Consider the following 25,043-nt stretch of genomic DNA (forward strand, 5'->3'; position numbering starts at 1 on the left):
GCCGGCGCAGCGGGCGGGGGCGGGCCGTCCCCCGCACCGGCGTACCGCTCTGCGTGCCTGCGTCCTGCGTCCTACCGGCCGTCCTGTTCGTCATCCGGACCGATCGCTCTCCTCGCGAACCTCGTCGTCTCCCGCCGTACCGGCGGACGAGGGCTGCGACGCGGGGCCGGGGTCCGGGGTTCCGCCCGCCGCGTCAGGGCGAGGGCCACCCGGCGTCGGTGACCTGGACCTCGCCGTCCGCCCCGACGACGATCTCGCCGTCCGCGTCGAGGAGGATCTCCGGGCCGCCGTCGGGCGGCACGAGCCGCTCGGGCGGCAGCGGCGGTGCACCCGGCACCCGGCCCTCGGCCGCGGCGGGGGCCGCGAGGTGCAGGCGGGCGAACGCGAGGGACTCGGCGAGGTCGGACTCGCGCTCGGCCCGGGTCCGGCAGCGGCGGGTGTTCACCTCGACGACGACGCAGCCGTCCCAACCGTGCTCGGCGAGCAGCCCGAGGACGGCGCCGCACGGCTGGCTGCCGCGGCCGGGCACGAGGTGCTCGTCCTTGGCGGAGCCGAGGCCGTCCGCGAGGTGCACGTGCGCGAGCCGGTCGCCGAGGTCGCGGGCCATCCCGAGGCCGTCGGAGCCCGCCGTCGCGGTGTGCGAGAGGTCGAGGGTCACGTGCGAGTACGGCAGCGGCACCGGGTCCCAGCCGGGCAGGTACGCGAGGACCTCCCGGCCGCGGGCGCGCCAGGGGTACATGTTCTCGACGGCGATCTTCACGCCGGTCCGCGCGGAGATCTCGGCGACGCCCTCGACGAACCCGATCGCGTACTCGCGCTGCCAGCGGAACGGCGGGTGGACGACGACCGTCGGCGCGCCGAGCCGCTGCGCGAGCTCGCACGAGCGCTCGACCTTCGTCCACGGGTCGCGGCCCCAGACCCGCTGGGTGACGAGCAGGGTCGGGGCGTGGACGGCGAGGACGGGCATCGAGTAGTGGTCCGAGAGCCGCTGGAGGGCGGCGGCGTCCTGGGTCACCGGGTCGGGCCAGACCATGACCTCGACGCCGTCGTAGCCGAGGTCGGCGGCCATCGCGAAGGCGTCGACGCAGGTCTCCGGGTAGGCCGAGGCGGTCGACAGGGCGACGGTCGCCGCGGGCACCCGGACCGGGGCGCCGGCCGCCGGCCCGGGGCCGTCCGGGGAGTCAGGGCTCACGCGGCGCCTCTCGCGGTCGACGGGCTCTGACCAGGGACCTGCATGACACCAGGTTACGGGCCGTCACTCTGCGGCCGTGATCGAGTCCAGCCGGCGCAGGATGACGCCCTCCCGCAGGGCCCACGGCGAGATGACGAGCTCGGGGACGCCGAGCAGGTCCATCGCGGCGTCCGCGACGAGCGCGCCGGCGAGCAGCTGCGCGGCGCGCCGGGCCGACACGCCGGGCAGCCCGGAGCGCTCCCCGGCGGACATCCGCGCCAGCTTCGGCAGCCGCTCGGCGAGCGCGGCGCGGCCGAGCGTGCGCGGCACGTACGGCCCCTCGGCGCTCGGGGCGGCGCCGCAGACCCGGGCCAGGCTGCGGAACGTCTTGCTCGACCCGACGACGACATCGGGGGCACCGGCCTTCGTCACGTCGCGGACCACCTTCGCGACCTCCGCCCGGACGTACTTGCGGGTCGCCTTGACGTCGTCGGCGGACGGCGGGTCGCCGGCCAGTCGCTCCCGGGTCAGCCGGCCGGCGCCCAGCGGCAGCGACACCGCGACGTCCGGCAGCTCGTCGATCCCCGCGGCGACCTCGAGCGACCCGCCGCCGATGTCGAGCACGAGCAGCCGGCCGGCGGACCAGCCGTACCAGCGCCGCACCGCGAGGAACGTCAGCGCGGCCTCGTCGTCCCCGGTGAGCACCTGGAGGTCGACACCGGTCGTGGCGCGGACGTTCGCGAGCACCTCGTCGCCGTTCGGCGCCTCGCGCAGGGCGGACGTCGCGAACGCGAGCATCTGCTCGACACCCTGGTCGTCGGCGACCTCGAGGCACGAGCCGACGAACTCGACGAGGGCCTTCTCGCCCGCCCGGCCGATCCGGCCGTCGGCGAGCAGGTGCTGGGCGAGCTGCAGCTCGAGCTTGTGGGACGTCGCCGGCATCGGCCGGGCCCCCGGGTGCGCGTCGACGACGAGCAGGTGGACGGTGTTCGATCCCACGTCGAGAACACCCAGTCGCATGCGGCCACGGTATCCGCCGCCCCGGAAACGGGTTGACGCCCCTCCCGGGGAGGCTGCTTGGGTGACCTCGTGCTGGAGCCCGTGCGCGTCCTGTCCGCCGACCACCTCGACGCCGTCGCCGCCCTCGAGCGGGAGGTGGTCGCCGCCGACGGCGGCCGGCTCAAGCTCGAGTGGGGCACGCTGCGCAGCCGTTCCGGGGAGGACGTCGAGGACCTGCTCTGGTGGGACGGCGACCGGCTCGTGGGGTTCCTCGGCATCTACGCCTTCGGCGGGGCGTTCGGCGAGCTCGGCGGCATGGTCGCCCCGGCCGCGCGCCGGCGCGGGATCGGCACCGCCCTCGTCGACGCGGCGCTGCCGCTGTGCGCCGCGCGAGGGATCGGCAAGGTCCTCCTCGTCACGCCGCGGACGACGCCGGCCGGCGCCGCGTTCGCGCAGGCGCGCGGCGCCGTCCTCGACCACAGCGAGCACGCCCTGCAGCTCACCGGCCCGCCCGCCGACGGCCCGCAGGACGCGCGGATCTCGTTGCGCCCCATGCGCTCCGACGCGGCGGACGGCAGCGCGGTCGACGAGCTGCTGCGGGGCGCGTTCGGCGCGCACGGCCCGGACTTCAGCGTCGCCGACGACAGCGAGCGGTCCCGCCGGCTGCGCGCCGAGACCGTCGTCGCCGAGCGCGACGGCACCGTCGTCGGCTGCCTGCGGCTGACCCGCACCGACGACGTCGCGGGCGTCTACGGGTTCGCCGTCCGCCCCGACCTGCAGGGGCAGGGCATCGGGCGGGACGTCCTGCGCCGCACCTGCCGGCAGGCCCTCGCCGACGGCGCGGCCCTGGTGCACCTCGAGGTCGAGGTCGCCAACGAGCGGGCGCTCGGGCTCTACACCTCGCTCGGTTTCGCCCCCGTCTCGACCGAGGACTACTTCCTCCTGCCGTGACGCCGCCCTGCCGCCGCCGGGGCCGGGGCACGTCCCCTACGCTGTGCGGATGCCGTTGACCCCGCACGAGATCCCGCTCGACAGCGCCCGTCAGTGGGTCGAGTTCCCGGACCCGGAGGGCCCGGCGGGGCAGTCCGAGGAGAAGCCCGCCAAGACGGTCTACCGGGCCGACCTCACGTGGCTCACCTCCTCGTGGACGTGCATCTTCGGCCAGGGCTGCCACGGCATCTACAGCGAGCGCCCCGAGGACGGCTGCTGCACGCTCGGCGCGCACTTCGCCGACCGGGACGACGAGAAGCGGGTGGAGGAGCACGCGCGCCGGCTCACCCCGGAGCAGTGGCAGCTCATGCCGAAGGGCTGGGACGCAGCCGCCCCCAAGCGCTCGCAGTGGACCGAGAAGGACCCGGACGGCGCCCGCAAGACGAAGGTCGTCGACGGTGCCTGCGTCTTCCTCAACCGGCGCGGGTTCAACCCCGGCGGCTACGCGGACGGCGGCGGCTGCGCGCTGCACCTGCTCGCCCTCACCGAGGGCCGCGACCCGCTCGAGACCAAGCCGGACGTCTGCTGGCAGCTGCCGATCCGGCGCTCGTACCGCACCGTCGAGCGCCCGGACGGCTCGGAGTACAACGAGGTGAGCATCGCCGAGTACGACCGGCGCGGCTGGGGCCCCGGCGGCCACGACCTCGACTGGTACTGCACGGGCAACGCCGAGGCCCACGTCGGGCGCGAGCCCGTCTACAAGAGCCTGCGCAACGAGCTCGTCGAGCTCATCGGGCTGCCCGCCTACGAGGTGCTCGCCCGGCACTGCGAGCAGCTCCTCGGCTCCCGCAGGCTGCTCCCGCTCAGCGTCCACCCGGCCACCGAGGCGGCCCGCGCGGCGTCCGCGAAGCGGCGCGCCGGCTCCAAGGACGTCCGCACGGACTGACCGCCGGACGGACAGGCAGAACGACATGACCGACGCCGTGAAGAGCCCGAACATCTGGGACCACCCCGAGGTCTACGAGATCGAGAACCGCGGCGTCGACCCGGACGGCGTCATCGAGGCCGCGATGCGCGAGGTGCACGACTGGGCCGGGGGTGTCGTGCTCGACCTCGGCTGCGGCAGCGGGTTCCACCTGCCCCGGTTCGCGGCGACCGCGCGGCAGGTCGTCGGCGTCGAGCCGCACCCGCCGCTCGTCGCGCTGGCCCGCCGGCGCACCCGCGCGCTGCGCCACGTGGAGGTCAGGGCCGGGTCGGCGCAGCGCGTGCCGCTGCCCGACCGCAGCGTGGACGTCGTCCACGCCCGCTGGGCGTACTTCTTCGGGCCCGGCTGCGAGCCGGGGCTGCGCGAGCTCGGGCGGGTCGTGCGCCGCGGCGGCACCGCGTTCGTCATCGACAACGACGCGACCCGCTCGACGTTCGGCGGCTGGTTCCGGCGGGCGCTTCCGACGTACGACCCCGTTGCGGTGGAACGGTTCTGGGCGTTCCAGGGCTGGACGCGCCGCAGCCTCGACATCCGCTGGGAGCACGCGAGCCGGGCAGACTTCGAGGCCGTCGTCCGGATCGAGTTCGCCCCCGAGCACGCCGACCGGATCCTCGCCGAGCACCCCGGCACGGGGGTCGACTACGCGGTCAACCTGCTGCACCGGACGTACTGAGCCGCGGCCCGAGCGGCTGTTCGGCGACCGGCCGCGCGGCAGGGTCGCGCACAGGGCCGACGTGGAGGATCGTGGAGGGCATGTCCACCACATCCACGTCCAAGGGCACCGGGCCCGCCACGCAGCGCGACCCGGAGAACAGGGCCCAGGCCCCCATCCGCTGGCCGAAGGCCGACGCGACGACCATCGGTGCCGTCACCGTCTGGGCGCTCGGCCTCGTCGTCGCCCTCGCCGTCCCGGCGCTCATCGTCTCCCCGGGCAGCCGGGGCGCCGACCCGAGCGACATCTGGACGGCGTTCGCGATCAGCGTCGTCGGCTCCGCGATCGTGCTGTTCTCGATGGCCTTCCTCTGGCGCCGCAAGGGCGAGGCGGGGCTGCTCATCCTCGGCCTCGTCCCGGCTTTCGCGACCGTCTCGGGCGGGATCATCTTCGCCACGACGATGCTCTCGCGGGGCTGACCACCGGCTCCACGGCCGACCCGGTCGGCCCGACGACCCCGGCGGCGGGCTCACGCTCGGTGAGCCCGCCCCGGGACCGGTACGCCCGGACCGCCCCTGGCCGGTCACCGGACGTCGGTGGCACAGTGACGCCCGTGACGCTCCCCCGGGCCGCCCGCGCCGCCGCCGGCGCCGTCCTCGCCTCGGCGGCCTGCCTCGCGCTCGCGGCCTGCGGCACGACCGAGGCGTTCACCGCGCCTGCACCGTCCGGACCCGTGACCGCCAGCGCGGCACCGACGGCCGCCGCGTCGTCCGCCGCACCCACCTCGTCCGCGCCGTCAGCGACGGGCGGGACCGGCACCGTGACCGCGACCGTCGGAGCGGGACGCTCGACCCGGGCCCCCGCCCGCGCCCTCGGCGGGCTCGGCCCCGGCGCGAGCCTGGCGGGCCTGCGCCTGTTCCCGGCGTCGAACGCCTGGAACACCCGGGTCGACGGCGCACCCGTCGACCCGCGCTCGGCGACGCTCATCGCGTCGATCGGGGCCGGCGACCGGCTGCACCCCGACTTCGGCGCGAACTGGGACGGCGGGCCGTTCGGGATCCCCTACGTCGTCGTCGCCGGGACGCAGGCGAAGGTGCCGGTGCGCTTCGAGTACGCCGACGAGAGCGACCGCGGGCCGTACCCGGTGCCGCGCAACGCCCCGGTCGAGGGCGGCGCCGCCGCGGACGGCGACCGGCACGTCATCGTCGTCGACCGCGACCACCAGCGGCTCTACGAGCTGTACGCGGCCTACCCCGTCGACGGCGGGCGGTCCTGGCGGGCCGGCTCGGGCGCCGTCTTCGACCTGCGCACCGGCGCCTCCCGCCCTGCCGGCTGGACGAGCGCGGACGCCGCGGGGCTGCCGATCCTGCCCGGCCTGGTGCGCTACGACGAGGTCCGGGCGGGGCGGATCGACCACGCGCTGCGGTTCACCGTGAGCCGTACCCGCAAGGGCTACGTCGCCCCGGCCCGGCACTGGGCCAGCAGCGACCCGAGCGCGGCGCTGCCGCCGATGGGGATGCGGGTGCGGCTCAAGGCCTCGTTCGACGTCTCGAAGTACCCGCCGCAGGCCCGCGTCGTCCTCGTCGCGCTGCAGCGCTACGGGATGATCGTCGCGGACAACGGCAGCGACTGGTACCTGTCCGGGGCGCCCGACCGGCGCTGGGACGACGAGCAGCTCAATGCCCTGAAGAACGTGCCGGGCAGCGCGTTCGAGGTCGTCCGGATGGGCCCGGTCACGACCCGCTGACCGTCCTTCCCGCGGCTGCGCGGGCAGACCGCGGGCCGGTTGTCGGCCCTCTGGTCTAGGTTCGCGGACGTGACGACAGCAGCGGGCCCGGGGCGCGGGGCGGCGGGGAGCAGGCAGGCGGCCAAGGCCGCCGCGAAGACCGCGCGCGACGCCCGGCCGACGTTCCGCTGCGGCGAGTGCGGCTGGACGTCGACCCGCTGGGTCGGGCGCTGCGGCGAGTGCCAGGCGTGGGGCACCCTCGAGGAGGCCGGTGGCGGCGGCACCGCCGGGGTCACCCAGGCGAGGAACGCCGCCGTCCCGGCGCAGCCGATCGGCGAGGTCGAGGCCTCGCACGCGGCGACCTGGGCCAGCGGCGTCGACGAGCTCGACCGGGTGCTCGGCGGCGGCATCGTCAGCGGCGCCGTCGTCCTGCTCGCGGGCGAGCCCGGCACCGGCAAGTCGACCCTCCTGCTCGACGTCGCGTCGCGTGCCGCCTCGCACGGGCGCACCGTCCTCTACATCACCGGCGAGGAGTCGGCGGCCCAGGTACGGCTGCGGGCCGAGCGGATCGGGGCACTGCGACCTCGGCTGCTGCTGGCCGCCGAGACCGACCTGTCGACCGTGCTCGGCCACGTCGAGCAGTGCTCGCCGGACCTGCTCGTCGTCGACTCGGTGCAGACCATCGCGAGCGACGCCGTCGACGGCACGCCGGGCAACGTCGGCCAGGTCCGCGAGGTCGCGGCCTCCCTGATCCGGGTCGCCAAGGCCCGCGGGATGGCCACCCTGCTCGTCGGCCACGTGACGAAGGACGGCTCGATCGCCGGTCCGCGCGTGCTCGAGCACCTCGTCGACGTCGTCTGCCAGTTCGAGGGCGACCGGCACTCCCGGCTGCGGCTGCTGCGCGCGGTGAAGAACCGCTACGGGCCGACCGACGAGGTCGGCTGCTTCGACCTGTCGGACACCGGCATCGTCGGGCTGCCCGACCCGAGCGGGCTGTTCATCTCCCGGCGCGGGGCGGCGGTCGCCGGGACGGCGGTCACCGTCGCGCTCGAGGGGCGCCGCCCGCTCGTCGCCGAGGTGCAGGCCCTCGTCGCGGCGTCGACGACGCCGAACCCGCGACGCGCGACGTCCGGGCTGGACGCCTCCCGGGTCGCGATGGCGCTCGCCGTCCTCGACAAGCGGGCCGGGCTCGGGGTCTCCGGCAAGGACGTCTACGTCGCGACCGTCGGCGGCGTACGGCTCACCGAGCCGTCGGCCGACCTCGCTGTCTGCCTGGCCGTGGCGAGCAGCAGCTACGACGCGCCGCTCGTGCCGGGGCTCGTCGCCATCGGCGAGGTGGGCCTCGCGGGCGAGGTGCGCCGGGTGGCCGGGGTCGGCCGCCGGCTCGCGGAGGCCGCCCGGCTCGGCTTCGACAAGGCGATCGTGCCGGCCGGCACCGACGACGCCGCGCCCGACGGGATGGTCGTCCTCGAGGTCGAGGACGTCGGGTCGGCGTACCTCAGAGCGACGGCAGGGCGGGGCTGACCGCACCCCGCGGCCGGTTCCCGTGCAGGTGCACATGCAGGGTGGCGAGGCGCCTCGCCCAGCGGTCCCGGCGGGCGTCGTCGCAGGTCGCACGGGGTGAGGGTCTCGTCACGGCACGCCCTCACGTGACCGCATCGGGGCCTTCGCGCCGATACACTTCCCCCTGACCGGAGGTCGCGGAGCTGTCGCGCGGCCTGACGCCGATCGCCGTGGGGGTATCTCGTCGTGGCACCAGATCGCTCCCCCGAGGAGCTGCTGCGCGCCACTCTGGCCGCCGTGGCCCCGGGTACCGAGCTGCGGGACGGGCTCGAGCGCATCCTGCGCGGCCGGACCGGCGCGCTCATCGTCCTCGGGCACGACCGCACCGTCGAGGACGTCTGCACGGGCGGCTTCGTCCTGGACGTCGAGTTCTCCGCGACGCGTCTTCGCGAGCTCGCGAAGATGGACGGCGCGATCGTCACCGACACCGCGCTGACCCGGCTGCTGCGGGCCGCCGTCCAGCTCGTCCCCGACTCGTCCATCGAGACGAGCGAGTCCGGCACCCGGCACCGCACCGCCGAGCGGGTCGCGAAGCAGACCGGCTTCCCGGTGATCTCCGTCAGCCAGTCGATGCGGATCGTCGCGCTCTACGTCGGCGGCCTGCGCTACGTCCTCGAGGGCTCCGACGCGATCCTCGCCAAGGCGAACCAGGCGCTCGCGACGCTCGAGCGCTACAAGGCGCGCCTCGACGAGGTGACAGGCACGCTCTCGGCGCTCGAGATCGAGGACCTCGTGACGGTCCGCGACGTCTCCATCGTCGTCCAGCGCCTCGAGATGGTCCGCCGGATCTCCACCGAGATCGCGCACTACGTCGTCGAGCTCGGCACCGACGGCCGGCTGCTGTCGCTGCAGCTCGACGAGCTCATCGGCGGGGTGAGCCCCGACCGCGAGCTCGTCATCCGGGACTACATCGACGCCGCCCGCAGCGACCGCACCGTCTGGGAGCTCCTCGACGACGTCGCCCAGATCCCGTCGACCGAGCTCGTCGACCTCGCGCTCGTCGCACGGGTCCTCGGCTTCTCGACCGGCGGCGAGGCGCTCGACGCCGCCGTCAGCCCCAAGGGCTACCGGCTGCTCAACAAGGTCCCGCGACTGCCCCCGACGATCATGGAGCGGCTCGTCGACCACTTCGGCGACCTCCAGAAGCTCCTCGCGGCGAACCTCGACGACCTCATGACCGTCGAGGGCGTCGGCGAGCAGCGCGCCCGCGCCGTCCGCGAGGGCCTGTCCCGCCTCGCCGAGTCGAGCATCCTCGAGCGCTACGTCTGACGGCTCGTTCCACCGCCGGACCCCCACTGCACCGTCGCAGATCTTGCCCGGCCTCTGAGTCCTGTCTAGACTGTCCAGACGGAGGTAGGTCATGAGATGGCAGGTCCAGGAGGCCAAGCAGCGGTTCAGCGAACTGCTGCGCCGTGCCCGTGACGAGGGTCCGCAGGCAGTGACGAAGCACGGGGAGGAGGTGGCCTTCGTGGTCGACGCGGTGTACTACCGACAGCTGACGGGGCAGACGTTCGAGTTCCGTGACCATCTGCTCCACGGGCCGGTCATCGACGGGTTGGACGAGGCTCTCGAGCAGGCCAGGTCCGAGATGTTCGTCCGGCCCGACCCGTTCACGACGGCGATGTCCGAGGACCCCGCTCGATGAGCTACCTGCTCGACACCAACATCGTGTCGGAGGTGCGCAAGCCCCGACCTGACCCGTCAGTCGTGGCCTGGATCGGCGCCACGCGGCCTGACAGGCTCAGCATCAGCGCGATGGTCGTGGGCGAGCTGCGCCGCGGGGCGGCGCTCATCCGCCGGCGCGACCCCGTCCAGGCCGAGGCCCTGGACGCGTGGGTCGACCAGACGGTTCGGTCGTTCGCGGACAGGATCCTGCCCGTCACAGCCGAGGTCGCCGACGTCTGGGGACGGCTCCACGCCGTCCGTCCGCTCGCTGTCCCCGACTCACTCATGGCGGCCACCGCGATCGTCCACGGCCTCACCCTCGTGACCCGCAACGTCAAGGACTTCGACGGCCTCGACCTCCCGCTCGTCGACCCCTTCACCTCCTGACCCCGCACCCGGCCGGGCGGGCGGCCGTGCGACGATGCCGCCGATGCCCGCGCACCCGCTCCACGCACCGGTCCTGGCCTGGTACGCCGTCCACCAGCGCGACCTGCCCTGGCGCCGCGACGACCGGACGCCGTGGGGCGTCCTCGTCAGCGAGGTGATGGCCCAGCAGACGCCGATCGCCCGCGTCCTGCCCGCCTGGGAGGCATGGATGCGGCGCTGGCCGACCCCGGCGGCGCTGGCCGCGGACGCCCCGGGCGAGGCGATCCGGATGTGGGACCGGCTCGGCTACCCGCGCCGCGCGCTGCGGCTGCACGAGGCGGCCGCGGCGCTCGTCGAGCGGCACGGCGGCGAGGTCCCGGCCGAGGAGGCCGACCTGCGGGCGCTGCCGGGCGTCGGCAGCTACACCGCCGCGGCGGTCGCGGCGTTCGCGTTCGGCCGGCGCACGTGCGTCGTCGACACGAACGTCCGCCGGGTGCTCGCCCGCACCGTGACGGGCACCGAGTACCCGGCCCCGGCCCTCACCGCCGCCGAGAGCGCGCTCGCCGCGGCCCTCGTCCCGGACGACGCCGCGACCGCCGCGACGTGGGCCGTCGCGAGCATGGAGCTCGGTGCCCTCGTCTGCACGGCCCGGGCGCCACGGTGCGGCGACTGCCCGGTGCTCGACCGGTGCGCCTGGCAGGCGGCCGGGGCGCCCGCCCACGACGGGCCGCCGCGGCGCGGCCAGTCCTACGCCGGGACCGACCGCTTCGTCCGCGGCCTCGTCCTCGCGGTGCTCCGCGCGGCGTCCGGCCCGGTACCGCACGACGACCTCGTGGCGCAGGTCCCGGACGACGCCCTGCGCGACCCGCTCCAGCGCGACCGGTGCCTCGGCAGCCTCGTGGCGGACGGCCTCGTCGACGTCCTCGACGACGGCAGCCTCACGCTCCCGGGGTAACCGATCACTCTACGCGCACAATCGATTACACGTGGCGTCGATCACGTTCGCGGGCACGAACACCTGATTTTCACCTGTTCCGGCGATCCCTCGTTCATCGCCCGTCTACCTTTCTGAGCATCGGGGGCGTTCGACAGGGAAAGGCAGTTCATTGAAGGTCTGTGTCACCGGAGCCGCCGGGTTCGTCGGCTCCCACCTCAGTGAGTCCCTCGTCCGCGACGGGCACGAGGTCGTGGGGCTGGACTCCTTCGTCCCCTACTACGACCGTTCGCTCAAGGAGCGCAACCTCTCGCACTGGCTCGAGGCGGCGCCCCGGTTCACCCTCGCCGAGGTCGACCTGCGCGACGGAAACCTCGACGCCGTCCTCGACGGGGTCGAGGGCATCGTCCACGCGGCCGCCATGCCGGGCCTGGCCAAGAGCTGGAGCCAGTTCCAGCTGTACCAGGACTGCAACCTCCTGGGCACCCAGCGCCTGCTCGACGCCGCGCACCGCGCAGGCGTCGGCCGCTTCGTGCAGATCTCGACGTCCTCGGTCTACGGCCTCGACGCGACCGGCGACGAGTCGGTGCCGGTGCTGCCGGTCTCGCCGTACGGCGTCACCAAGCTCGCCGCCGAGCAGCTCGCGCTGGCCTTCCACCGCACCCACGACCTGCCCGTCACGGTGCTGCGGCTGTTCTCGGTCTACGGGCCGCGGCAGCGGCCGGACATGGCCTACAACATCTTCACGGACGCCGTGACGAGCGGCCGGCCGGTCGTCGTCCACGGCGACGGGCTGCAGAGCCGCTCGAACACGTACATCGACGACGCGGTGTCGGCGATCAGCGCGGCGCTCGCACTGGGCCCGGCCGGCGAGATCTTCAACATCGGCGGCGGCAAGCTCATCACCCTGCTCGAGGCGCTCTCGATCATCGGCGAGCACGCGGGCGTCACCCCCGAGATCACCTGGGCCCCCAAGCGCCCGGGCGACCAGCGCTCCACCAGCGCCGTCGTCGACAAGGCGCGCGAGCTCCTCGGCTACAACCCCTCGGTCGAGCCGTACGACGGCCTCAAGCGCCAGGTCGAGTGGCAGCTCGAGGAGCGCTACTCGATGTCGTCCGCGGGCGTCTGACCGCACCACCCGCACCACCCCACGTCTCGAGCCCCGGCAGCCCTCGGCTGCCGGGGCTCCGGCGTTCCCGGCGTGCCGGCGCCGTCAGAGCGACTTGACGAGCACGAGCGAGTTGCGGCGCTCGTTGTAGCCGGCCCGCTTGGCGGCCGGCAGGTCCTGCGGCCCGCCCCGGACGAACCCGTGCTCGACGAACCAGTGCGGCGTGTGCGTCGTCAGCGCGAACAGCCGGGTCAGGCCGCGCTGCCGCGCCGTCACCTCGGCCCGCTTGAGCAGCGCCTCCGCCCGGTCCCGGCCGCGGTAGCTCGGATGGACGGCGACCGCCGCGAACTCGGCCGCGCCGTCCTCGTCGTACGGCACGAGCGCGCTGCAGGCGATGACCATGCCGTCGCGCACCATGACCGAGAAACCGTCGACGTCGAGCTCGAGCTGCTCCCGCGAGCGCGGGACGACGATCCCGGACTGCTCGAGCGGTCGCAGCAGGGCGAGGATGCCCGCGACGTCGGCGATCGTCGCGTCCCGGGTCGACTCGTAGTCCTCGTCGGCGTAGAACATCAGCCCGGCGCCGTCCCGGGTGTAGAGCTCGCGCAGCAGCGACCCGTCGGAGCCGGCCCCGACGAGGTGCACCCGGCGCACCCCGGACCGGCAGGCGGCCAGCGCCGCGCGCACGCAGTTGCGGTCCTCGGCGGAGAGCTGCCCGAGCACCTCGTCGCTCGCGAGGAAGCGCTCGGCGTCCGACAGGAGCAGGTGCCCGGCGTCCCCGGCGGACCGCGCGAGGTCCCACGTCGCGGGGTCGGACTCCAGGACGAACACGAGCTTGTCGGCGTGCAGCCCGGCGGCGAGCGCCTCGGCGACGTCGGCGTTGCGCAGATTGAAGGCCTCGCCCGTCGGGGAGTAGCCGACCGGCGACAGCAGCGCGATCCGCTCCGCCGACAGGGCCTCCTGGACGGCGTCCAGGTCGATCCGGCGGACGGTGCCGGTGAGCAGGTGGTCGACGCCGTCCCGAACGCCGACCGGCCGCGCGGTGACCCACGTGCCGCCGACGACCTTGACCTGCGCACCGCCCATCGGCGTGCCGGCGAGGTTCGACGAGAGCTTCGCCTCGATGTCCATCCGCAGTGCGCCGACCGCGGCCTTGACCGCCACCATCGCCGCCTCGTCGGTGACCCGCAGGTCCCCCACGTACTGCGGCTCGAGGCCGCGCAGCGCGAGCTCGGCGTCGATCTGAGGGCGGGCCCCGTGGACGATCGCCACCTTGAGGCCGAGGCTCGACAGCAGCGCGATGTCGGAGAGCAGCCGCTCGAAGTCCGGCCGGGCGCAGGTCTCGCCGGGGAACGCGACGACGACGGTGCGGCCGTGGTGGGAGTGCACGTAGGGAGCGGCGCCACGCAGTGCTGCCACGAAGTCGCCGGGTTCCACGGCGCAAGGCTAGCCAGGGCGGACCCGCATCCGCGGGAGCGGGGTCGGCCAGCCGCGGCACGTCCGCCGTCCGGCCTACTCCTCGCCCCGGCGCAGCCGTTTGACCTGGGACCGGCGCTTCTTGCCCTCGAGCCGGCGCAGCTGGGAGCCGCGCGTCGGCCGGGTCCTGCGGCGGGCCGCGGGCGGCGGCGCGACCGCCTCCCGGACGAGGGCGGCGAGCCGGGCGCGGGCCGCGTCCCGGTTGCGCAGCTGCGACCGGAACTGGGACGCCGCGATCGTCACGACGCCGTCGACGGACCGTGCGGCGAGCCGCTCGAGCGCCCGCTCCCGGACCCCGTCGCCGAGACCGTGGAGCGCGACGGACGCCGGGGCGTCCCAGCCGAGCTCGACGCGCGAGTCGGTGGTGTTGACGCCCTGCCCGCCCGGCCCGGACGAGCGCGAGAACCGCCAGCGCAGCTCGTCGACGGGGATCCGGACGGCTGCGGTGACGACGAGGTCGGTGTCCATCACGACTCCGGCGGGACGGCGGGCTTGGGGACCCGGCGGCGGGCCGGGGGCGCCGCCGCCGCTCCGGCGCTCTCCCGGATCCGGGTCGCGACCGCGCCGACGAGGGTGTCGAGCACCTCGTACGCGGCCGCCTCGTCGCCGGTGACGACGAGCTGGAGCACGGCGCCGTCGACGGTCGCAACGACCCAGCGCGCCAACCGGGCCGGCTCGCCGTCCGGCAGCGGCAGGCCGGCACCCGCCGCGACCCCGCGCAGGAAGGTCTCGACGGCCGCCAGGCAGGCCGCGTACTGCTGCCGGGCGCGCGCCCCTCGAGGCGCGGCGTCCGCATCGCGGTGAGGGTCAGCTCGTAGCCGACGGCCTGCTTGCCGCGGTCCGCGCCGACGACCGGCCAGAGGACGTCGAGGCCGCTGCGGAGCATCGCCACGAGGTCGCCGTCCGGCAGGGGTGCTCCGCCACCGGCCCCGAGGAGCTCGTCGGTGAGGTGGTCCATCACCGCCGCGAACAGCTCCTCCTTGTCGGTGAAGCAGTAGTGCACGGTGCCGACCTGGACCCCGGCCTCCTCGGCGATCCGGCGGGTCGTCGCACCGACCACGCCCTCGCGCGAGAGCACGCGCAGGGCGGCCGCGACGAGCTGCTCCCGGCGCTGCTCCACGGGCACGTAGGCCATCGACCCTCCCTGCATGGCAACGTTGTCTGCGGACCAAGTGGACCACATCCCGCTCCCTGCGGGCACGGGCGGACCTCGCGGACGGCGACGACGCGCACGGTCGGGGATCGGCGGTAGCGTCGCCCACGTGTCGAACCCTCTCGCTGTCATCGTCGGCGCCGGCCCGGGCATCGGGGCCGCGACCGCCCGTCGCTTCGGCTCCCTCGGCTACGACATCGCGCTCGTGGCCCGCGACGAGGCCCGGCTCACTGAGCTCGGCACGTCGCTCCAGGCCGCAGGCGTCACCACCGGGTGGACGCCGTGCGACGTCACCGACGAGGCCCGCCTGACGCTCGCGATCGAGCGGTTCTGCGGGCACTCGGGCCGGGCCGACGTCCTCGTCGTCAACCCGTCGCGCTACCGGGCGCAGCGCAGCGACGAGACGAGCGCCGCCGACCTGCTCGCCGACCTCGCCGTCGGGACGGCTCCGCTGCTCACCGCTGCCCGGGCCGTGCTGCCGACGATGCGGGCCCAGCGCACCGGCACGATCCTCGCGACCGGCGGCGGCTCGGCCGACCGGCCCTTCCCGGGGGCGGCGACGCTCGGGGTGCAGAAGGCCGCGCTGCGCAACCTCGCCCTCGCCCTCGCCGAGGACCTCGCCCCCGACGGCATCCACGTCGCCACGGTGACGATCCGCGGCACGGTCGCCGAAGGGACACCCTTCGCCCCCGACGTCGTCGCGCAGGTCTACGCCGACCTCGCCGAGCAGACCGCCTCGGACCCGGCCGGCTGGTACCGCGTCGTCGACCTCACGGCCGACGGCGTCGTCCCGGTCGGGTGACGGCGGCTCACCACCCCGCCTGACCGTCCTCTGGCGGGTGAAGCACGCTTCCCGGCACGTTTGAGGTACTTCAGCCGCCACAGGACGTGGAAGCCCGGGCGAGGTCGGCGACCGGCCCGCTCTGCCGACCGCCCTCTGGAGCGATACGCACTCTTCCCAGTTTGAGGTGCACAGCCCGCCAGAGGACGTTGCCCCGACTCTCGATCGTGCGCTCTCGATCCCTTGACAAACGAACTGCAATTCCTGAAACTAGACGCATAGGTGGAGGGGAGTATCCCGAGACCGGGTCGTCGTCATCACGACTGCCGCAGCACCCCGGCGAGGCCGGGACGGCGCGGCGTCCGGCGGCCCGGGGCCGCGTCCGAGGCGGCCGGGAGAGACCTCCGGTTCCGAGCCCCTCCCGCGGGCCGACCGGCCCGCGGGAGGCAGGCTCCTGTCGCCGGAGGCTGTCATGCGTACCCCCGACGCGCCACCGACCGTCCGCCGCGCCACGGCCCGGCGCAGCACGGCGGTCCCTGGCAGGCAGCCGTACCGCGCGACCGGCCGGCCCGGCCGGCTCCCCGCAGCAGCCCTCATCGGCACGTCTCTGCCGCTCCCCGTGCGGCAGGCCGCGACGCTCCCTCGCGTCGTGCCGTCGGGTCGCGGGGCGCCGGCCGGCCCGGCCACCGCCCGACCGTCCCCCACCATCTCGAAGGAGCCCCGCCGTGCCTGAGCTGACCCTGGACCCACCCGCCGCCGGAGCCGCCTGGTCGCCGTCCCCGCTGACCACCGGCCTCGTCACGCTCGTCCAGGCCGTCCGGGGCTACCCGTGCGTCTCGCTCATGATGACGACGCAGCCCGCGCCGCGGATGGCACCCGGCGACGCGGCCCGTCTGGAGCGGCTGCGGCTGCACGCCCTCGGCCGACTGCGGGCCGAGGGGCTCGAGAGCCGGACGGTGGTCGACGCCCTGGACCGTCTCGTGCAGGAGGCCGTCACCGCCCCCACCGAGCGCGGGCTCGCCCTGTACGCGAGCGAGGCTCTCGCCCGCACCGTGCGGCTGCCCGTCGAGGTCGACGACCGCACGGTCGTCGACCCCTCGTTCGCGACCCGGGACCTCGTCCGGGCGCTCCACCGCACCCCGCGGCACGTCGTCCTCAGCCTGAGCGCCCACCGGGCGGCCCTCTTCGACGGGCAGGCCGGCCGGCTCGCCCCGGTCCCCGGCCGGCACTTCCCGCTCGACCTGCGGACCCTGGAGGCCCCCGACCTCGCGACGTCGATGCGGATCGTCGACCGGGCCCTCGGCACCCACCTCAGGCTGCACCCGGCACCGCTCGTCGTCGCCGGGCCCGAGCGGACCGTCGCCGCGTTCACCGCCGTGTCCCGCCACACCGGGCGGCTCGCCGGTGCCGTCCACGGCGCGGTCGAGCACGCGTCCCTGGAGGACCTCGCCGCGCGCACCCGGCCGGTCCTCGAGCGCTACCTGCTCTCCCGCCAGGACGACGCCCTCGCCCTGCTCGAGCGGCGGGCCGGCGCGCACCGGGTCGCCGCCGGGATCGCGTCCGCCTGGCTCGCCGCCCGCACCGAGCGCCCGGAGATGCTCGCCGTCGAGGAGGGATACCGGTTCCCGGCCCGGCTCTCCGTCGACGGCGACCTCGTCACCCCGGCCGAGGACACCGAGGCGCCCGACGTCATCGACGACCTCGTCGACGAGCTCATCGAGACCGTCCTCGACCGCGGCGGCTGGGTCGCCCTCGTCCGGGACGGCACCCTCGGCGGCCACGAGCGGGTGGCGCTCACCGTCCGGACCTGACCACGCCCGAAGGTCCGGCCGACGCAGCAGGGCCCCCGATCCGGAAGGATCGGGGGCCCTGCTGTCCGTGCTGTCGCCCTGGGGCGGTCGCTCAGCCGGCCTCGGCCGCGCCGAGCGGGCCGTCCTCGGCGGCGGGCGCCGAGGAGGTCGTCTCGACCGGCGGGACGTCGGGCACCGTCGTCCGCATCGCACCCTTGAAGGTGAACACGGCCTTGTCGCCCTCCCCCTCGGTGTCGACGAGAACGATCTGGCCCGGCTTCAGCTCGCCGTAGAGGATCTTCTCGGAGAGCAGGTCCTCGATGTCGTGCTGGATCGTCCGCCGCAGCGGGCGCGCCCCGAGGACCGGGTCGTAGCCCTTCGTCGCCAGGAGCACCTTCGCGGACGGCGTGAGCTCGATGCCCATGTCCTTGTCGCGCAGGCGCTCGTCGAGCTTGGCGAGCATCAGGTCGACGATCTGGATGATCTCGTCCTGCGACAGCTGCGGGAAGACGATCGTGTCGTCGACGCGGTTGAGGAACTCGGGACGGAAGTGCGTCTTGAGCTCGTCCGTCACCTTCGCCTTCATCCGCTCGTACCCGGTCTTCGTGTCCGCGCTGGCCTGGAAGCCCATCTGGACACCCTTGGCGATGTCCCGGGTCCCGAGGTTCGTGGTCATGATGATGACCGTGTTCTTGAAGTCGATCGACCGGCCCTGGCTGTCGGTCAGGCGGCCGTCCTCGAGGATCTGGAGCAGCGAGTTGAAGATGTCCGGGTGGGCCTTCTCGACCTCGTCGAAGAGGACCACCGAGAACGGACGACGCCGCACCTTCTCCGTGAGCTGGCCGCCCTCCTCGTACCCGACGTAGCCGGGAGGCGAGCCGAACAGCCGCGAGACCGTGTGCTTCTCGGAGAACTCGCTCATGTCGAGCTGGATGAGCGAGTCCTCGTCACCGAAGAGGAACTCGGCGAGCGCCTTGGCGAGCTCGGTCTTACCGACACCCGTGGGGCCGGCGAAGATGAACGAGCCACCGGGGCGCTTCGGGTCCTTGAGGCCGGCCCGGGTGCGCCGGATCGCCTGCGACAGGGCCTTGATCGCGTCGTTCTGGCCGATGATGCGCTTGTGGAGCTCGTCCTCCATGCGCAGGAGCCGGGCCGACTCCTCCTCGGTGAGCTTGAAGACCGGGATGCCCGTCGCCGTGGCGAGGACCTCGGCGATGAGCTCCTCGTCGACCTCGGCGACGACGTCCATGTCGCCGGCCTTCCACTGCTTCTCACGCTCGGCCTTCGCCGCGAGGAGCTTCTTCTCGGTGTCGCGCAGGGCGGCAGCCTTCTCGAAGTCCTGCGCGTCGATCGCGCTCTCCTTGTCGCGCCGGGTCTGCGCGATCTTCTCGTCGAACTCGCGCAGGTCCGGCGGGGCCGTCATCCGGCGGATGCGCAGCCGCGCGCCCGCCTCGTCGATGAGGTCGATCGCCTTGTCCGGCAGGAACCGGTCGTTGACGTACCGGTCGGCGAGCGTCGCCGCGGCGACGAGCGCGCTGTCGGTGATCGAGACCCGGTGGTGCGCCTCGTACCGGTCGCGCAGCCCCTTGAGGATCTCGATCGTGTGCGACAGCGAGGGCTCCTGGACCTGGATCGGCTGGAAGCGCCGCTCCAGGGCAGGGTCCTTCTCGACGTGCTTGCGGTACTCGTCGAGGGTCGTCGCACCGATCGTCTGGAGCTCACCGCGCGCCAGCATCGGCTTGAGGATGCTCGCGGCGTCGATCGCGCCCTCGGCGGCACCCGCCCCGACGAGGGTGTGGATCTCGTCGATGAACAGGATGATGTCGCCGCGGGTGCGGATCTCCTTGAGGACCTTCTTCAGGCGCTCCTCGAAGTCACCGCGGTAGCGCGAGCCGGCGACGAGCGCGCCGAGGTCGAGCGTGTAGAGCTGCTTGTCCTTGAGGGTCTCAGGGACCTCGCCACGGACAATCGCCTGCGCGAGGCCCTCGACCACGGCGGTCTTGCCGACGCCGGGCTCACCGATGAGGACAGGGTTGTTCTTGGTGCGGCGGGACAGCACCTGCATGACCCGCTCGATCTCCTTCTCACGCCCGATGACCGGGTCGAGCTTGCCCTCGCGGGCCTGCTGCGTGAGGTTGCGACCGAACTGGTCGAGCACGAGGGAGCCGGACGGCGTGCCCTCCTGGGCGCCGCTCGCGGCGGCGGGCTCCTTGCCCTGGTACCCGGACAGCAGCTGGATGACCTGCTGCCGGACGCGGTTGAGGTCGGCGCCGAGCTTGACGAGGACCTGGGCGGCGACGCCCTCGCCCTCGCGGATCAGGCCGAGGAGGATGTGCTCGGTGCCGATGTAGTTGTGCCCCAGCTGGAGCGCCTCGCGCAGCGAGAGCTCGAGCACCTTCTTCGCGCGCGGCGTGAAGGGGATGTGACCGGACGGCGCCTGCTGGCCCTGCCCGATGATCTCCTGGACCTGCTCGCGCACGGCGTCGAGCGAGATGCCGAGGGACTCCAGAGCCTTGGCGGCGACGCCTTCGCCCTCGTGGATCAGGCCGAGCAGGATGTGCTCTGTCCCGATGTAGTTGTGGTTGAGCATCCTGGCCTCCTCCTGGGCCAGGACGACGACACGGCGGGCGCGGTCGGTGAACCTCTCGAACATCTGCGCTCCTCGCGTGCGTGCGGTCGGGCGCGGGACGGTCGTCCAGCGCTGACCTGTCGATGCTATCTGCGGGTACCGGCAACCTCACCCCCTGTCTTCGAGGCAAGTCGTCACCGCTCCCAGTGCTTCGACCAACTCTGACGAGGACTTTCGTGTTCCGCCCGGGGCGTTGGCCCGTTCCCTGTTCGCTTGAAGCGGAAGCGGACGGCGGCCCCGCGGCGCCGGGTCGCGACCCCCGCCGACGCGCCGGTGGCGCAGGTCACAGTGCCCCGCAGACACCCCACGGGTGTCGATCCTGCCCATTCGGCACATCCGACGCAGAACGCCCCACCCGAAGATCACCTGCGGCGTGAGTCACGAATGCAGTTTCCGCGATCGGGCTCACAGCCGCACGCGACGACCGATGACCGTGCTCCCTGCGCCGACGCCCGATGGTGTCGTTATCTTCTGCGCATGCTTCCGGCCTGGTTCACGGCGGTCACCGCCGGGACGCCGTGCGGCGACGTCGCCCGCGGCGTCGACTGGGCCGCGACCTCGCTCGGGCCGCCCGACGGCTGGCCGCAGCCGCTGCGGGCGGCCGTCGAGCTCTGCTTCAGCACCCGGTTCCCGGTGCTCGTCACCTGGGGCGCGGACCTCGTCATGGTCTACAACGACGGCTACCGCGAGATGCTCGGCACCCAGAAGCACCCCGCGGCCATGGGCGCCCCGTGCGCCGACGTCTGGGCGGAGGTCTGGCCGGACGTCGAAGGACTGTTCCACGACGTCCTCACGACGGCCCGGCCGACGTGGACGACCGACATGCGCCTGGTCGTCAACCGCTCGGGGTTCGCCGAGGAGGCGTACTTCACCTACTCGTACTCCCCGCTGCGCGACGAGGACGGCACGGTGCGCGGTGTCCTCGACATCGCGACGGAGACCACGGAGTCGGTCGTCGAGGGCCGTCGGCTGCGACTGCTCACCGAGCTCTCCCGCCGGCTGCACGGCGCGCGGGACGTCGAGGACGTCGGCCGGGTCGCCGCCGGTCTGCTGCGGCTCGCCCCGGACGACGTCGCGGCCGCCGACGTCCACCTCCTCGACGGCGACGACCTCCTGCTCCTGGCCACGACCCGGGCGCGCGACGGGGTCGACGCCGTCGACCGTGCCCTGCTGCACGACGTCGTCCGCGGCAGCGCCCCGGTCGTCGTCGACCACACGCTCGTCTGCCCGCTGCGCAAGAGCGGCGAGTCGGCCGCCGTCGGGGTCGCCGTCCTCGAGGCCGGCCCGATGCGCCCGCTCGACGAGGGCTTCCAGGCGTTCCTCGAGCTGCTCGCGAACAACCTCGGCGCGGCGCTCGGCGCCGCCGTCCGCCGGGACCGCGAGGTCGGCGCGCTGCGGCACGTCGCGGAGACCCTCCAGCTGTCCATGCTGCCGGGCGTCACCGGCATGACCGACGTCGTCGCCCGGTACCGGCCCAAGATCGGCGGGCTCGCCGTCGGCGGGGACTGGTACGACGCCGTCCGGCTCGGCGGCGGCCGGACGGCGGTCGTCGTCGGCGACTGCGTCGGGCACGGCCTCGGCGCAGCCGCGGTCATGGGCCAGCTGCGCTCGGCCCTGCGGGCCTTCGTCCTCGACGGGCGGACCCCGTCGGACGCGATCACCTCGCTCGACGCGTTCGCCGACGAGCTGACGGGCGCCGAGTGCGCCACGGTCTTCTGCGGCGTCGTCGACCGCTCGGCGGGCACCCTGACGTACAGCTCGGCCGGCCACGTCCCGGGCCTGCTGCTGCACCCGGACGGCGGCACCGGCTGGCTCGAGGGCTCCGGCGACGTCCCGCTCACCGTCCCGGGCCCGGGCGCCCGCTCCGACGTCACGGTGCCGTTCGGCGACGCGGACACCCTCGTGCTCTTCACGGACGGGCTCGTCGAGCACCCGCCGGCCTCGATCAGCACCGGGCTCGACGACCTGGCGGACGCCATCCGCACGATCGGGCCGGGCGGGCCGCTCGACGACCTCGCCGACGGGCTGCTCGCCCGGCTGCTGCCGGCCGGCGGCCGGGACGACGTCGCGCTCGTCGTCCACCGCGCCGTCCGCTGATCGCCCGTCCGGGCGATTCCGTTCCGGCAAATTTGCCAGAACTGCAAACTCTGCCGATAGTCGTCACGTGATCCGCGACGAGGGCCTGCGGGAGCGCAAGAAGCGCGCGGCGCGGGCCGCGATGAGCCAGGCCGCACTGCGCTCCGCGCTCGAGGGGGGCCTGCGGGCCGTCTCGGCCGAGTCCGTCGCCGAGCAGGTCGGGGTCTCGCCGCGGACGTTCCGCAACTACTTCTCGAGCGTCGAGGAGGCGGTCGTCGACGGTCTCGCGCAGCGCGGCCTCGAGGTGGCCGACGCCCTCGCGGACCGCCCGGACGACGAGCCGGTGTGGGAGAGCCTGCTCGTCCTGCTTCCGGAGCACGCGACCGCTCTCGTCGGCTCCCGCGCCGACGCCGCCGGCCTGTTCGCCCTGTTCGAGGAGAGCCCGGCCCTCGTCGCCCACCAGCTCGCCGCGTTCGTCCACGTCGAGGCCCGGATCGCCCAGGTGCTCGCCGCCCGGCTGCGCGTCGACCCGCTCGCCGACCCGACCCCCGACGTGCTCGCCGGGACCGTCATGGTCGCCGTCCGGGTCGCCGTCGGGCTGTGGGTGCGCGGCCACGGAGAGAACCTGCCCGACCTCGTCCGCGACTGCCTCGCCCGGGTCCGGGCCGGTCTGCCCGCGCCCCTGCCCGTCCTGCACTGACCTGCCCGCACCGACTGCCCACGCCGACCCGTCGCCCCGTCCCCCCGCAGCACCGAACGACACGGAGCACTCAGATGGCCCTGTTCCTCTACCGCCTCGGCCGCGGCGCCTTCCGGCACCGCCGTGCGGTCGCCCTGCTGTGGCTCGCGGTGCTCGCGGCCGTCGCGACGTCCGCGCTGACCCTCGGCGGGACGTCGTCCGACGCCTTCCGGATCCCCGGGACGCCCGCCCAGCAGGCGATCGACGTCCTCGGCGAGCGCTTCCCCGAGGCCAACGCGACCGGGGCGACCGCGCGGGTCGTCCTCGTCGCCCCGGAGGGCGCGAAGATCACCGACCCGGGGTACGCGGCCCAGGTCGCGAAGACCGTCGCGAACCTGCGGAAGGCACCGAAGGTCACGTCGGTGACCGACCCGTTCGAGACCCGCTCGGTGAACCCCGCGCAGACGATGGCCTTCGCCCAGGTCTCCTACGCGGTGCAGTCCGCGGACCTCTCCGACGCCGACCGGGACGCCCTCGTCTCGGCCGCGACCCGGGCGAGCGCGGGCAACCTCCAGGTCGAGGTCGGCGGTGACGCGTTCCAGCCCACGCCGGAGACCGGGATCGGCGAGGTCATCGGCGTCTCGGTCGCCGCGATCGTCCTGGTCGTCACGTTCGGCTCGCTCGTCGCCGCCGGGATGCCGCTGCTCACGGCCCTGCTCGGCATCGGCATCGTCTTCGCCGGCATCACCACGGCGACCGGCTTCGCCGACCTGTCCTCGAACACCCCGACCCTGGCCCTCATGATCGGCCTCGCCGTCGGCATCGACTACGCCCTCTTCATCGTCTCCCGCTACCGCCACGAGATCGCCCTCGGGCGTGACCTCGACGAGGCGGCCGGCCGCGCCGTGGGGACGGCCGGCTCGGCGGTCGTCTTCGCCGGCGCCACGGTCGTCATCGCGCTCGGCGCGCTCTTCGTCGTCGGCGTCCCCTTCCTCACGCAGATGGGTGTCGCGGCCGCGGCGACGGTCACGCTCGCCGTCCTCATCGCCCTCACCCTGCTGCCCGCGCTGCTCGGCTTCGCGGGCACCAGGATCGCCGGTGGCCGGATCCCCGGGCTGCGCCCGCGCGACCCGGAGGACGACGCGGAGGCCTCGGCGACGCCGGCCTTCGGCTTCCGCTGGGCCCGCGCGGTCGCCCGGTACCCGTTGCCCGTCCTCGTCGCCGCGCTCGTCGCCCTCGGGGTCGTCGCGATCCCGGCGCAGGACCTGCGCCTCGGGATGCCCGACGACTCCACCGCGGCCCCGGACACGACGCAGCGCAAGGCGTACGACCTCATCGCGTCCGGTTTCGGCCCCGGCCTCAACGGCCCGCTCGTCGTCGTCGTCGAGGCGACCGCCGGCTCCGGGGTCGAGCCGCTCGCCGGCCAGGTGGTCCAGCGGATCCAGGCCCTGCCCGACGTCCTCGCCGTCGCCGGGGTGACCCCGAACGGCGCCGGTGACACCGCGATCGTCACGGTGATCCCGCGCAGCGCGCCGAGCGCGACGGCCACGCAGACGCTCGTGCGCGACATCCGGGCGCTGGACGGCGCCGTGCCCGGTGCGGGCGTCGGCGTCACGGGCATCACGGCGATCAACATCGACATCTCGAAGAAGCTCCAGGACGCGCTGCTGCCCTACATCGGCGTCGTCGTCGGCCTGGCGCTGCTGCTGCTCATGCTCGTGTTCCGCTCCGTGCTGGTGCCGGTCAAGGCCGCCGTCGGCTTCCTCGCGAGCATCGCGGCGACCTTCGGCGCCGTCGTCGCGGTCTTCCAGTGGGGCTGGCTCGGCGCGGTCTTCGGCGTCGAGCAGACCGGGCCGCTCATCAGCTTCCTGCCGATCTTCCTCGTCGGGATCGTCTTCGGGCTCGCGATGGACTACGAGGTCTTCCTCGTGAGCCGGATGCGGGAGGAGTTCGTGCACGGGGCGTCCGCGCGGGACGCGGTCGTCAGCGGCTTCGGCCACGGCGCCCGGGTGGTCACCGCCGCCGCCATCATCATGATCAGCGTCTTCTTCGGCTTCGTCACGTCGCCGCAGTCGTTCATCCAGTCGATCGGCTTCTCCCTCGGGGTCGCCGTCGCGTTCGACGCCTTCGTCGTCCGGATGACGGTCGTCCCGGCGGTCATGACGCTGCTGGGCCGCTCGGCCTGGTGGCTGCCGCGCTGGCTCGACCGGCTGCTCCCCGACCTCGACATCGAGGGCGAGAAGCTGCGTCACGTGCTCGACGGCGGACCGGCCGCCCCGGTCCCGCCGAGCGCCCCGGTCGTTCCGGCCACGGGGGCGGACGCCCGGGCCTGAACGGCACGGCGAGCCGCTGTGCCGGCA

General features: G+C 74.3%; 22 protein-coding genes and 1 pseudogene. 16 read left to right on the top strand and 7 right to left on the bottom strand.

From position 1 onward, the window contains the following. Positions 1 to 193: 193 nt before the first annotated feature. Positions 194 to 1,192, bottom strand: coding sequence for a sugar phosphate isomerase/epimerase (locus EDJALFJO_RS14585; RefSeq protein ID WP_233149869.1), 999 nt, complete (start codon positions 1,190 to 1,192; stop codon positions 194 to 196). A gap of 63 nt (positions 1,193 to 1,255) precedes the next feature. Beyond that, the gene (locus tag EDJALFJO_RS14590; protein WP_088286445.1) at positions 1,256 to 2,191 is read right to left on the bottom strand and encodes a Ppx/GppA phosphatase family protein; all 936 of its coding nucleotides are present in this window, start codon (positions 2,189 to 2,191) and stop codon (positions 1,256 to 1,258) included. Positions 2,192 to 2,248: 57 nt separating this feature from the next. On the opposite strand from EDJALFJO_RS14590, the gene EDJALFJO_RS14595 reads away from it, so the two are divergent. The 11 genes from EDJALFJO_RS14595 (at position 2,249) to EDJALFJO_RS14645 (ending at position 12,120) form a co-directional block, all read left to right on the top strand. Next, a complete protein-coding gene (locus EDJALFJO_RS14595; RefSeq protein ID WP_198950303.1) occupies positions 2,249 to 3,121 on the top strand; it encodes a GNAT family N-acetyltransferase in 873 nt (290 codons plus the stop codon). Between the two features lie 49 nt (positions 3,122 to 3,170). After that, positions 3,171 to 4,046 (top strand): hypothetical protein, encoded by an 876-nt coding sequence (locus EDJALFJO_RS14600; RefSeq protein ID WP_088286518.1) that lies wholly within the window; start codon positions 3,171 to 3,173, stop codon positions 4,044 to 4,046. Positions 4,047 to 4,071: 25 nt separating this feature from the next. After that, complete coding sequence (locus EDJALFJO_RS14605) at positions 4,072 to 4,758, top strand: class I SAM-dependent methyltransferase (protein WP_088286449.1); 687 nt, start codon at positions 4,072 to 4,074, stop codon at positions 4,756 to 4,758. A gap of 80 nt (positions 4,759 to 4,838) precedes the next feature. After that, positions 4,839 to 5,216: a hypothetical protein gene (locus EDJALFJO_RS14610; RefSeq protein ID WP_143448585.1), complete on the top strand. Its 378-nt coding sequence runs from the start codon at positions 4,839 to 4,841 to the stop codon at positions 5,214 to 5,216. Between the two features lie 134 nt (positions 5,217 to 5,350). Continuing rightward, a complete protein-coding gene (locus EDJALFJO_RS14615; protein WP_198950304.1) occupies positions 5,351 to 6,484 on the top strand; it encodes a hypothetical protein in 1,134 nt (377 codons plus the stop codon). A gap of 69 nt (positions 6,485 to 6,553) precedes the next feature. Further along, a complete protein-coding gene (radA, locus tag EDJALFJO_RS14620; RefSeq protein ID WP_088286453.1) occupies positions 6,554 to 7,987 on the top strand; it encodes a DNA repair protein RadA in 1,434 nt (477 codons plus the stop codon). Positions 7,988 to 8,212: 225 nt separating this feature from the next. Next, a complete protein-coding gene (disA, locus tag EDJALFJO_RS14625) occupies positions 8,213 to 9,295 on the top strand; it encodes a DNA integrity scanning diadenylate cyclase DisA (RefSeq protein ID WP_088286455.1) in 1,083 nt (360 codons plus the stop codon). A gap of 91 nt (positions 9,296 to 9,386) precedes the next feature. Further along, complete coding sequence (locus EDJALFJO_RS14630; RefSeq protein ID WP_088286457.1) at positions 9,387 to 9,671, top strand: type II toxin-antitoxin system Phd/YefM family antitoxin; 285 nt, start codon at positions 9,387 to 9,389, stop codon at positions 9,669 to 9,671. After that, positions 9,668 to 10,078 (top strand): type II toxin-antitoxin system VapC family toxin, encoded by a 411-nt coding sequence (locus EDJALFJO_RS14635; RefSeq protein WP_088286459.1) that lies wholly within the window; start codon positions 9,668 to 9,670, stop codon positions 10,076 to 10,078. The genes EDJALFJO_RS14630 and EDJALFJO_RS14635 overlap by 4 nt, the downstream gene beginning before the upstream one ends. Positions 10,079 to 10,112: 34 nt before the next feature. Further along, complete coding sequence (locus EDJALFJO_RS14640; RefSeq protein WP_369812537.1) at positions 10,113 to 11,012, top strand: A/G-specific adenine glycosylase; 900 nt, start codon at positions 10,113 to 10,115, stop codon at positions 11,010 to 11,012. A gap of 151 nt (positions 11,013 to 11,163) precedes the next feature. Then, the gene (locus EDJALFJO_RS14645) at positions 11,164 to 12,120 is read left to right on the top strand and encodes an NAD-dependent epimerase/dehydratase family protein (protein WP_088286463.1); all 957 of its coding nucleotides are present in this window, start codon (positions 11,164 to 11,166) and stop codon (positions 12,118 to 12,120) included. 84 nt (positions 12,121 to 12,204) lie between these two features. Here EDJALFJO_RS14645 and argA read toward each other — a convergent pair whose 3' ends face one another. The 4 genes and pseudogenes from argA to EDJALFJO_RS36445 all read right to left on the bottom strand — a co-directional run. Beyond that, positions 12,205 to 13,536: an amino-acid N-acetyltransferase gene (argA, locus tag EDJALFJO_RS14650; protein WP_088286464.1), complete on the bottom strand. Its 1,332-nt coding sequence runs from the start codon at positions 13,534 to 13,536 to the stop codon at positions 12,205 to 12,207. Positions 13,537 to 13,611: 75 nt separating this feature from the next. Continuing rightward, a complete protein-coding gene (arfB, locus tag EDJALFJO_RS14655) occupies positions 13,612 to 14,043 on the bottom strand; it encodes an alternative ribosome rescue aminoacyl-tRNA hydrolase ArfB (RefSeq protein ID WP_088286466.1) in 432 nt (143 codons plus the stop codon). Continuing rightward, entirely contained in the window at positions 14,043 to 14,240 is a 198-nt protein-coding gene (locus tag EDJALFJO_RS14660; protein WP_088286468.1) for a hypothetical protein, read from the bottom strand. Before EDJALFJO_RS14660 ends, arfB begins: the two co-directional genes overlap by 1 nt. Before the next feature lie 305 nt (positions 14,241 to 14,545). Then, a pseudogene (locus EDJALFJO_RS36445) lies at positions 14,546 to 14,881 on the bottom strand (TetR/AcrR family transcriptional regulator); the annotation flags it as partial. Between EDJALFJO_RS36445 and EDJALFJO_RS14670 the strand changes: the two are divergent. Both EDJALFJO_RS14670 and EDJALFJO_RS14680 read left to right on the top strand, forming a co-directional pair. Further along, positions 14,838 to 15,530: an SDR family oxidoreductase gene (locus tag EDJALFJO_RS14670; RefSeq protein ID WP_158220440.1), complete on the top strand. Its 693-nt coding sequence runs from the start codon at positions 14,838 to 14,840 to the stop codon at positions 15,528 to 15,530. The pseudogene EDJALFJO_RS36445 and the gene EDJALFJO_RS14670 sit on opposite strands and share 44 nt — an antisense overlap. A gap of 704 nt (positions 15,531 to 16,234) precedes the next feature. Then, a complete protein-coding gene (locus tag EDJALFJO_RS14680; RefSeq protein ID WP_088286474.1) occupies positions 16,235 to 17,320 on the top strand; it encodes a hypothetical protein in 1,086 nt (361 codons plus the stop codon). A 91-nt stretch (positions 17,321 to 17,411) separates the two neighbouring features. On the opposite strand, the gene EDJALFJO_RS14685 is transcribed toward EDJALFJO_RS14680, so the two are convergent. Further along, entirely contained in the window at positions 17,412 to 19,952 is a 2,541-nt protein-coding gene (locus EDJALFJO_RS14685) for an ATP-dependent Clp protease ATP-binding subunit (RefSeq protein WP_088286476.1), read from the bottom strand. 453 nt (positions 19,953 to 20,405) lie between these two features. Between EDJALFJO_RS14685 and EDJALFJO_RS14690 the strand changes: the two genes are divergently transcribed. The 3 genes from EDJALFJO_RS14690 (at position 20,406) to EDJALFJO_RS14700 (ending at position 25,016) form a co-directional block, all read left to right on the top strand. Beyond that, positions 20,406 to 22,025 carry a PP2C family protein-serine/threonine phosphatase gene (locus EDJALFJO_RS14690; RefSeq protein WP_158220441.1) on the top strand — a complete coding sequence of 540 codons (1,620 nt, stop codon included), beginning with the start codon at positions 20,406 to 20,408 and terminating at the stop codon, positions 22,023 to 22,025. Positions 22,026 to 22,092: 67 nt separating this feature from the next. Further along, positions 22,093 to 22,704: a TetR/AcrR family transcriptional regulator gene (locus EDJALFJO_RS14695; RefSeq protein ID WP_088286480.1), complete on the top strand. Its 612-nt coding sequence runs from the start codon at positions 22,093 to 22,095 to the stop codon at positions 22,702 to 22,704. A 74-nt stretch (positions 22,705 to 22,778) separates the two neighbouring features. After that, positions 22,779 to 25,016 carry an MMPL family transporter gene (locus EDJALFJO_RS14700; RefSeq protein ID WP_088286482.1) on the top strand — a complete coding sequence of 746 codons (2,238 nt, stop codon included), beginning with the start codon at positions 22,779 to 22,781 and terminating at the stop codon, positions 25,014 to 25,016. Positions 25,017 to 25,043: the final 27 nt, after the last annotated feature.

It is taken from the genome of Kineosporia sp. A_224 (genome assembly GCF_002198655.1).
Classification (GTDB): domain Bacteria; phylum Actinomycetota; class Actinomycetes; order Actinomycetales; family Kineosporiaceae; genus R-H-3.